Source organism: Streptomyces sp. NPDC048002 (assembly GCF_040653275.1).
In the GTDB taxonomy this organism is placed as follows: Bacteria; Actinomycetota; Actinomycetes; order Streptomycetales; family Streptomycetaceae; genus Streptomyces.
Genome location: NZ_JBEZNL010000041.1, coordinates 62918 through 72399 on the forward strand (window position 1 = coordinate 62918; position 9482 = coordinate 72399).

Annotated in this window: 8 protein-coding genes; 4 read left to right on the forward strand and 4 right to left on the reverse strand. The window is 72.9% G+C overall.

The features are described 5' to 3' along the window. Positions 1 to 3: 3 nt before the first annotated feature. Both AB0E07_RS33350 and AB0E07_RS33355 read right to left on the reverse strand, forming a co-directional pair. The gene (locus tag AB0E07_RS33350) at positions 4 to 897 is read right to left on the reverse strand and encodes a hypothetical protein (RefSeq protein WP_362260497.1); all 894 of its coding nucleotides are present in this window, start codon (positions 895 to 897) and stop codon (positions 4 to 6) included. Further along, positions 894 to 1964 carry an SPFH domain-containing protein gene (locus AB0E07_RS33355; protein ID WP_362260499.1) on the reverse strand — a complete coding sequence of 357 codons (1071 nt, stop codon included), beginning with the start codon at positions 1962 to 1964 and terminating at the stop codon, positions 894 to 896. The genes AB0E07_RS33350 and AB0E07_RS33355 overlap by 4 nt, the downstream gene beginning before the upstream one ends. Positions 1965 to 2098: 134 nt before the next feature. Here AB0E07_RS33355 and AB0E07_RS33360 point away from each other — a divergent pair, with 134 nt between their 5' ends. Both AB0E07_RS33360 and argF read left to right on the forward strand, forming a co-directional pair. Then, the gene (locus AB0E07_RS33360; RefSeq protein WP_362260501.1) at positions 2099 to 3322 is read left to right on the forward strand and encodes an arginine deiminase; all 1224 of its coding nucleotides are present in this window, start codon (positions 2099 to 2101) and stop codon (positions 3320 to 3322) included. Positions 3323 to 3394: 72 nt separating this feature from the next. Continuing rightward, positions 3395 to 4417 carry an ornithine carbamoyltransferase gene (argF, locus tag AB0E07_RS33365; RefSeq protein WP_362260503.1) on the forward strand — a complete coding sequence of 341 codons (1023 nt, stop codon included), beginning with the start codon at positions 3395 to 3397 and terminating at the stop codon, positions 4415 to 4417. Positions 4418 to 4442: 25 nt separating this feature from the next. Here the strand turns inward: argF and AB0E07_RS33370 are convergent, their stop codons facing one another. Further along, positions 4443 to 4898: an ATP-binding protein gene (locus tag AB0E07_RS33370; RefSeq protein WP_362260505.1), complete on the reverse strand. Its 456-nt coding sequence runs from the start codon at positions 4896 to 4898 to the stop codon at positions 4443 to 4445. 306 nt (positions 4899 to 5204) lie between these two features. Here AB0E07_RS33370 and AB0E07_RS33375 point away from each other — a divergent pair, with 306 nt between their 5' ends. Beyond that, on the forward strand, positions 5205 to 6032 hold the full coding sequence (locus AB0E07_RS33375; protein WP_362260507.1) for an enoyl-CoA hydratase family protein: 828 nt from the start codon (positions 5205 to 5207) through the stop codon (positions 6030 to 6032). Positions 6033 to 6192: 160 nt separating this feature from the next. Beyond that, positions 6193 to 8460, forward strand: a complete 2268-nt coding sequence (locus AB0E07_RS33380) for a bifunctional salicylyl-CoA 5-hydroxylase/oxidoreductase (RefSeq protein ID WP_362260515.1) — start codon at positions 6193 to 6195, stop codon at positions 8458 to 8460. Between the two features lie 50 nt (positions 8461 to 8510). On the opposite strand, the gene AB0E07_RS33385 is transcribed toward AB0E07_RS33380, so the two are convergent. Continuing rightward, positions 8511 to 9482: GTP-binding protein (locus tag AB0E07_RS33385; RefSeq protein ID WP_362260509.1), on the reverse strand; the 972-nt coding region annotated here is incomplete at its 5' end.

A 9482-nucleotide genomic window follows, 5' to 3' on the forward strand; every position in this document is an offset into this window, starting at 1 on the left:
CGGTCAGCCGGTGAGCCGCAGTCGGTGCGGGGACACTCCGACCCGCACCGACTGACCCCAGGTCAGCTCCAGCGCGTCGGACTCCATGCCGTCCCCGAAGGCGACCAGCCGCTCGGACTCGACGGTGAGCGTCAGCCGTGCCGGGCCGGTCAGCTCACCGGCCACCAGGGAGGTCCCGGTGGCCGGGGAGGGCCACGCCTCGCGGACGAACCACAGCAGCCGCCGGTCGGCGGGGGAGGGCAGCGTCTGCCGCCCTCCCCGCTCCTGCCACACCGACCTCAGCCAGCCGGTCGCGCCCGTCCCGGTGCCGACGATCACCCCGGACGAGGCCTGGGCCTCGACGACACCCCCGTCGCCGTCGAGGCCCAGGCGGTACCGGGCCGTCTGGTGGCCGGCCGCGCCCAGATAGATCTCGTTCAGCGCCACCAGGCGCTGGGTGTCGTCGGCGACGGCCTCGACCATGGTGAGTTCGTCCGCGGCCGCCGAGCCGGCCGACGCCAGGAGCTTCGCCGCGTCCGCCGGGCGGTGCCGCACCAGGACGCCGGGATTGCGCCCGGGGTCGGTGTCGATGCCGATCACCGGCTGCCCCGACAGGTACTTGGCGACGTTCGCCACCAGCCCGTCCTGGCCGACCACCACCGGCACGTCCTCCGGCCCGAACAGGAAGCGGTCCAGGTCGGCCCGCTCCACCCGGGCCTGACGCCAGGTCAGCGGGATCGCGGCGACCACCTCGGCGAGCGCCCGGCGCGCCCGGTGGTGCCGGTCGGCGACCTCCTCGATGTCCCGCCCGCGGGAGCCGAGGAAGTAGGCGGCCTGTCCGTGCGTGCCGTGCCGGGCCACCAACTCCTCGTACTCCGTGGTGCGGTGGACCAGCACGGCCCGCGGGGCGAGGCTCACCCGCGTTCCCCGTCGCCGAGCCGGGCGAGCAGTCCGGTGAGCACGTCCGGCGAGATGGTGACGCTGTCGATGCGCGGCAGGTTCTCCGCGAGCCGGGTCCCGGTGAGCGCGCGCAGCACCGCCGCGTCCACGTCGCCGTGCACCCGCAGCCAGGCGGCCTGCGCCTGCGCCTTGGCCTCCCCGACCTCGCGGGTGCCCTCGGCCTCGGCGCGGGCCAGCCGGACCGTGCGGGCCGCCTCCGCCTCGGCGAGCCGCTCCGTGCGCTGCGCCTCCGCGTCGGCGAGCCGGACCGAGCGCGCCGCCTCCGCCTCCGCCCTGACCGCGTCGGCCGCCGCGTGCTCCTCGGCCTCGCGCCGGGTGTTGGTGCCGCGCTGCTCGACCAACTGCTCCTCGCGGCGGGCGAGTTCGATCTGGCTGGCCAGTTCGTTCTCGGCGATGGCACGCTCGCGTTCGACGGCCACCGCCCGCCGCTCGTAGGTGGCCCGGTCGGCCTCCTGCTGGATCAGCTCGCGCGCCGGGGTGCGCAGGGCCCGCTCCACCTCCGGCTCCGGGCGCAGCGCGACCACCCGGACGGCGACGATCTCGATGCCGGTGGCGGGCAGCCGCGGTTCGGCGGCGAGGCCCGTCGCGACCCGTTCGCGCACCGCGCTCACCCCGTCGACCAGGGCCGACGCCAGGGGCGTTCGGGCCAGGACGTCCAGCGCGTGCTGCTGGGCGGTCTCGGTGAGCAGGGTGCCGAGCTGCTCCAGCGGGGCGCCGCGCCAGGCGCCGGTGTCGGGGTCCACGGAGAAGTCCAGGCGGGCCGCGGCGACGGCGGGGTCGCTGATCCGGTAGGTGACCGTCGCCTGCACCGCCACGTCCTGGAAGTCCGCCGTACGGGCGTGGAAGGTCATGGCCAGCTCACGGTCGTCGACCGGGACCTCGGAGAGGGCCGCGCTCAGCGCCCGGAACCAGAAGCTGATCCCCGCCCCGTCGTGCGCCAGCCGGCCCGAGCGGTGGTGCCGGATGTGCGCCGTCGGCGCGCCCCGCAGATGGCGCCAGCCGAAGCGCCGGGTGATGTCGGCCATGGGGACCCCTCCTCGTTTTTCGTCACTGAGACGATAACCGGGGACCCCGTTTATCGTCAAGAGGACGAAAAATAGAGGGCGCGGAAACGGCCGAGGCGTGGGTGAACACGGCCGTCGGTGGTCAGGATGGAGGCATGGGTTTCCATGTCGACTCCGAGGCCGGGCGGCTCAGCCGCGTCATCCTGCACCGGCCGGATCTCGAGCTCAAAAGGCTCACCCCCAGCAACAAGGACGCGCTCCTCTTCGACGACGTGCTCTGGGTGCGCAGGGCGCGCGCCGAGCACGACGGCTTCGCGGACGTACTGCGCGACCGCGGGGTCACCGTCCACCTCTTCGGCGACCTGCTCACCGAGGCCCTGGCGATCCCGGCGGCCCGCACCCTCGTCCTGGACCGTGTCTTCGACGAGAAGGAGTACGGCGTCCTCGCCACCGACCATCTGCGCGCCGCCTTCGAGGACCTGCCCGCCGCCGACCTGGCCGAGGCGCTGGTCGGCGGCATGACCAAGCGCGAGTTCCTGGACGCGCACCCGGAGCCGGTCTCCGTGCGCTTCCACGCCATGGAACTCGACGACTTCCTCCTCGCGCCGCTGCCCAACCACCTCTTCACCCGGGACACCTCCGCCTGGATCTACGACGGTGTCTCCGTCAACGCCATGCGCTGGCCCGCCCGCCAGCGGGAGACCGTGCACTTCGAGGCGATCTACCGGCACCATCCGCTGTTCCGTGACGAAACGTTCCATGTGTGGTCCGAGGGGCAGGCCGACTACCCGTCGACCATCGAGGGCGGCGACGTCCTGGTGATCGGCAACGGAGCCGTGCTGATCGGGATGAGCGAGCGCACCACGCCCCAGGCCGTCGAGATGCTCGCGCACAAGCTCTTCGCCGCCGGCTCCGCCGAGACGATCGTGGCGCTCGACATGCCCAAGCGGCGCGCGTTCATGCACCTCGACACCGTGATGACCATGGTCGACGGCGACACCTTCACCCAGTACGCCGGGCTCGGCATGCTCCGCTCCTACACCATCGAGCCGGGCGTCGACGGCAAGGAGCTGAAGGTCACCGACCATCCGCCGGAGCACATGCACCGCGCCATCGCCGCGGCGCTCGGGCTGAACGAGATCCGGGTCCTGACCGCCACCCAGGACGTCCACGCCGCCGAGCGCGAGCAGTGGGACGACGGCTGCAACGTCCTGGCCGTCGAGCCCGGCGTCGTCGTGGCCTACGAGCGCAACGCCACCACCAACACTCATCTGCGCAAGCGGGGCATCGAGGTCATTGAGATCCCCGGCAGCGAACTGGGTCGGGGGAGGGGCGGGCCCCGCTGCATGAGCTGCCCGGTCGAACGGGGGGCTGTATAGAAATGTGTAACATCGTATAGACTTCCAGGGTCATTGTTCGCACCCCCCTGTTCGCATCCCTGGAGCGCCCCCATGGCGACAGTCCCGACCGCCCTCGCCGGCCGCCACTTCCTCAAGGAGCTGGACTTCACGGCGGCGGAGTTCCGCGGTCTGATCGAGCTGGCCGCCGAGCTGAAGGCCGCGAAGAAGGCCGGGACCGAGCCCCAGTACCTGCGCGGCCGCAACATCGCGCTGATCTTCGAGAAGACGTCCACCCGTACCCGCTGCGCCTTCGAGGTCGCCGCCGCCGACCAGGGGGCGGCGACGACCTATCTGGACCCGTCCGGATCGCAGATGGGGCACAAGGAGTCGGTGAAGGACACCGCCCGGGTCCTCGGGCGGATGTTCGACGGCATCGAGTACCGGGGGGACAGTCAGCAGAAGGTCGAGGAGCTGGCCGCGTACGCGGGGGTGCCCGTCTACAACGGGCTCACCGACGACTGGCACCCCACGCAGATGCTCGCCGACGTCCTGACCATGCTGGAGCACACCCCCAAGACCCTGGACGAGGGCATCTCCTTCGCCTACCTCGGCGACGCCCGCTTCAACATGGGCAACTCCTACCTGATCACCGGCGCCCTGCTCGGCCTGGACGTGCGGATCGTCGCGCCCAAGGCGTACTGGCCGGCCGAGGAGGTCGTCGCCGAGGCCCGCGCGCTGGCCGAGGAGAGCGGCGCCACGATCACCGTCACCGAGTCCGTCGCGGAGGGCGTCCTGGGCGCCGACTTCGTCGCCACCGACGTCTGGGTCTCCATGGGGGAGCCCAAGGAGGTCTGGGACGAGCGGATCAAGGCCCTGGCCCCGTACGCGGTGACCATGGACGTCCTGCGCGCCACCGGCAACCCCGGGGTGAAGTTCCTGCACTGCCTGCCGGCCTTCCACGACCTGGGCACCAAGGTGGGCCGCGAGATCTTCGAGACCCACGGCCTGGACTCCCTGGAGGTGACCGACGAGGTCTTCGAGTCGGCGCACTCGGTGGTCTTCGACGAGGCCGAGAACCGGATGCACACGATCAAGGCGGTCCTGGTCGCGACCCTGGGACGCCCGGTCGCCTGACCTACCTCCGCGCCGGCCGTACCGGCTACAGCGGCCGTCGCTGCCGGGGCACCGTCGGCAGGCGGAACCACACCGCCTTGCCCGACGGGGTCGGCCGGTGGCCGCAGGACGAACTGAGCGCGCGGATCAGCAGCAGCCCCCGCCCGTGCTCCTGCCACGGATCCGGCTCGCCCGAGCACGGCTCGGTGAGGCTGCCCGGCGGCGCCGGGTCCGGGTCGTGCACCTCCACCCGGCAGCCCCCCGGCAGCAGCTCCACCACCAGCTCTATCGGCCCCTCGCCGGCCGCCGTGTGCTCCACGGCGTTCGCCACCAGCTCCGCCGTCAGCAGCTCCGCCGTGTCGCTGTCGGCGGAGTGCTCCAGCTCGGCCAGGGCCGTACGGACCAGGGCGCGTGCGACCGGCACCGCCGCGGTGGTGTGCGGCAGTGCGACGCGCCAGGAGGCGGGGGCGGGGAGGGGTTCGTGCACGGCGGATCCGTTCATCAAGCAGGCGGTCCTGCTCTCAATCTCATGAATGGTACGGCGCCACCGGTCGAAGCTGCCCGGCGGCCACCGTCCGGGGCCCTCTCGGCCCCGTGGCGAGCGGCCTACCCGGCCCAACGGCCCGCCTCGCGCGACCGCTCCCACCGTTACCCGGGTGTGGACGAGCCGTGACACTCCGGTGGCCCCCGCGGCGACCCCGGCGCTGTATCGCGCCATTCTGACGACAGTCATGAATCAGTGATAAGTTCGTCGGGTAGACCTCAGTGAGACAGCGCCGCCGCAGTCCGCCCGAGGAGGCCGCACCCCATGAGTCCCTTCACCGGCTCCGCCGCCCGCACCGAACGCTGGCGGCATCTGCGGGTGGACCGCGCCGACGGAGTGGCCACCGTCACCCTCGCCCGTCCGGAGAAGCTCAACGCCCTCACCTTCGGCGCCTACGCCGACCTGCGCGACCTGCTCGCCGAGCTGTCCCGGGAGCGCGCGGTGCGCGCCCTGGTGCTGGGCGGCGAGGGCCGCGGCTTCTGCTCCGGCGGTGACGTGGACGAGATCATCGGCGAGACCCTCGCCATGGACACCGCCACACTGCTCGACTTCAACCGGATGACGGGGCATGTCGTCAGGGCGATCCGGGAGTGCCCCTTCCCCGTGGTCGCCTCGGTCCACGGCGTGGCGGCGGGCGCCGGCGCGGTCCTCGCCCTGGCGTCCGACTTCCGGGTGGCCGACCCCACGGCCCGGTTCGCCTTCCTCTTCACCCGGGTCGGACTCTCCGGCGGCGACATGGGAGCGGCCTATCTGCTGCCCCGGGTGGTGGGCCTCGGCCACGCGACCCGCCTGCTGATGCTGGGCGAGGCCGTCCACGCCGTGGAGGCCGAGCGCCTCGGCCTGATCAGCCAACTGGCCGAGGCGGGCCGGGCCGACGAGACGGCGCGGGCGCTCGCCCTCCGGCTGGCCGAGGGCCCCGCCCTCGCGCACGCCCAGACCAAGGCGCTGCTCACGGCCGAGCTGGACATGCCGCTGGCGGCCGCGGTGGAGATGGACGCGGCGACCCAGGCCCTGCTGATGACGGGCGAGGACTACGCCGAGTTCCACCGGGCGTTCAAGGAGAAGCGCCCCCCGAAGTGGCAGGGGCGCTGAAGTGGACCGGCCTCAACCGGCGCGACCGGCGCGACCGGCGCGCCCGGCCGAGGGCGCCCCGCGCCCGTCCACGGACCCGCCCTCGGCCACCGACCCGCGCCCGCCCACCGACCCGAACCCGCCCACCGACCCGAACCCGCCCACCGGGGCCGGCAGGCCCCTGCGCGTGGCGGTCGTCGGCGGCGGCCCCGGCGGCCTCTACGCGGCCGTCCTGCTCAAGCGCCTGGACCCCGGCCGGGACATCACCGTCTGGGAGCGCAACGCCCCCGACGACACCTTCGGCTTCGGTGTGGTCCTCTCCGACGAGACCCTCGGCGGCATCGAGCACGCCGACCCCGAGGTCCACGCCGCGCTGCGCGAGCACTTCGTCCGCTGGGACGACATCGACATCGTCCACCGCGACCACCACCAGATCTCCTCCGGGCACGGCTTCGCCGCACTGGGCCGCAAACGGCTGCTGCGGATCCTCCACGACCGCTGCCGCAGCCTCGGCGTACGCCTCCGCTTCAGCGAGGAGGCCCCGCCCCCCGAACAACTGGCCGCCACCTACGACCTGGTCGTCGCCGCCGACGGAGTGCACAGCACCACCCGCGGGGCCCACGCCGACGTGTTCCGCCCCCGGGTCACCCCCCATCGCTGCCGCTACATCTGGCTCGCGACCGACTTCGCCTTCGACGCCTTCCGCTTCGAGATCGCCCAGACCGAGCACGGCGTGATGCAACTGCACGGCTACCCCTACGCCCCCGACGCCTCGACCGTCATCGTCGAGATGCGCGAGGAGGTCTGGCGCGCGGCCGGCTTCGACGAACCCGAGGTCCGGGAGTCCGTCGAGCGCTGCGCCAAGATCTTCTCGACCGCCCTCGGCGGACACCCCCTGCGCTCCAACGACTCCGCGTGGACGACCTTCCGCACGGTCGTCAACGACACCTGGTCGCACCGGAACACCGTGCTGCTGGGCGACGCCGCCCACACCGCCCACTTCTCCATCGGCTCCGGCACCAAGCTCGCCGTGGAGGACGCCCTCGCCCTGGCCGCCTGCCTGACCGAGCAGCCGGACCTGCCGAGCGCCCTGACCGCCTACGAGGAGGAACGCAGGCCCGTCGTCGCCTCCACCCAGCGTGCCGCCCGCGCCAGCCTGGAGTGGTTCGAGGAGATCGCCCTCCATCTCGACCAGCCGCCCCGCCAGTTCGCCTTCAACCTGCTCACCCGCAGCCGCCGCGTCACCCACGACAACCTCCGCCTGCGTGACGCCCACTTCACCGAGGCCGTGGAACGGGAGTTCGGCTGCCCGCCCGGAACACCCCCGATGTTCACTCCGTTCCGGCTGCGCGGACTGACCCTGCGCAACCGGGTCGTCGTCTCCCCGATGGACCTGTACTCCGCCGTCGACGGCGTCCCCGACGACCTCCACCTCGTCCACCTCGGCGCGCGGGCCCTCGGCGGGGCCGGACTGGCGATGACCGAGATGGTCTGCGTCAGCCCCGAGGGCCGTATCACCCCCGGCTGCACCGGCCTCTACACCGGCCGACAGGCCGAGGGCTGGCGCCGGATCACCGACTTCGTGCACACCCGGGCCCCCGGCACGGCGATCGGCGTGCAGCTCGGGCACAGCGGACGCAAGGGCTCGACCAAGCTGATGTGGGAGGGCATCGACCAGCCGCTCCCCGACGGCAACTGGCCCCTGGTGGCCGCCTCGCCGATCCCCTACCGGCCCGACAGCCAGATCCCGCGCGAGCTGACCCGAGCCCAACTGACCGACATCCGCGAACAGTTCACCGCCGCCGCCCGACGCGCGGCACGGGCCGGCTTCGACCTGCTCGAACTGCACTGCGCGCACGGCTATCTGCTGTCCGGCTTCCTCTCCCCGCTGACCAACCGCCGTACCGACGCCTACGGAGGCAGCACGGCCAACCGGCTGCGCTTCCCGCTGGAGGTCTTCGACGCCGTGCGCGAGGCATGGCCCGGGGAACGGCCCATGACCGTCCGGATCTCCGCCACCGACTGGGCCGAGGGCGGCAACCGGGCCGAGGACGCCGTGGACATCGCCCGCGCCTTCGCCGAGCACGGCGCCGACGCCATCGACGTGTCGACCGGCCAGGTCGTGGCAGAGGAGCACCCGGAGTTCGGCCGCTCCTACCAGACCCCCTACGCCGACCGCATCCGCAACAGCGTCGGCGTCCCGGTGATCGCGGTCGGCGCGATCTCCTCCTGGGACGACGTCAACTCCCTGATCCTGGCGGGCCGCACCGACCTGTGCGCGCTGGCCCGCCCGCACCTGTACGACCCGAACTGGACCCTGCACGCGGCGGCCGAGCAGTCCTACGAGGGCCCCGGAGCGGTCTGGCCCGACCCCTATCTGGCGGGCTCAAGACCACCGCGGACCGGACGCACGGACGCCCCCAAGCCCCGCCTGACGCTGGGGACTTGAGGGCGCACGGGCCGTCGTCGGCCAGAGGGTGACCATGCCCGCGGTCTCCGCTAGAGGGTGACCATTCCCGCGGTCAGTGTCGCGCCGTCCGCCGGATCGATCAGGATGAACGCGCCCGTACGGCGCGACACCGCGTAGTCGTCCAGGGCCAGCGGCTCCGCGGTGCGCAGCACGATCCGCCCCAGGTCGTTCACGGTGAGTTCGGCCGCGCCCCCGAGGTCCTGCACGATCGCCTTCACGGTACGCGTGGTGTGCCGGACGAGGACCCGGTCGCCGACCTTGAGCGGCCGGTCCGCGAGGTGGCAGACCGAGGCCCGCACCTCCCGGGTCAGCGCGGGCACGTCGACCCCCGCGGTGATCATGTCGCCGCGGCTGACGTCCCGCTGGTCCGCCAGCCGCACGCTGACCGACTGCGGCGCGAACGCCGCCTCCCGGGCCGTCCCGAGCACGTCGATCCCGGTGATCTCCGAGGTCTCGCCGGACGGATGCACTGTGACCCGGTCGCCGACCCGCAGCGCGCCCGAGACCAACTGGCCCGCGTAGTGGCGGACTTCGCCGTCCCGGAGGACGTACTGCACCGGGAAGCGGGCCGGGGCGTCCGCCGCCTCGACACCGACCGGGACCTCTTCCAGGAACTCCAGCAGGGCCGGACCCCGGTACCAGTCCATGGCGGCCGAACGGTCCACCACGTTGTCACCGGCGAGCGCCGAGACCGGGATCGGGGTGAACCCGGGCAGCCCCAGCTCGGCCGCGTGACCGGCGAAGTCCTCCACGATCCGCTCGAAGGCGGCCTCCTGGTAGCCGACCAGGTCCATCTTGTTGACGGCGAGGACCACGTGCGGCACGCGCAGCAGCCCGGCGAGCGCCGCGTGCCGGCGGGTCTGCTCGACGACGCCGTTGCGGGCGTCGATCAGGATGATCGCCAGTTCGGCGGTGGAGGCGCCGGTGACCATGTTGCGGGTGTACTGCACGTGGCCGGGGGTGTCGGCGAGGATGAAGCGGCGCCTGGGGGTGGCGAAGTA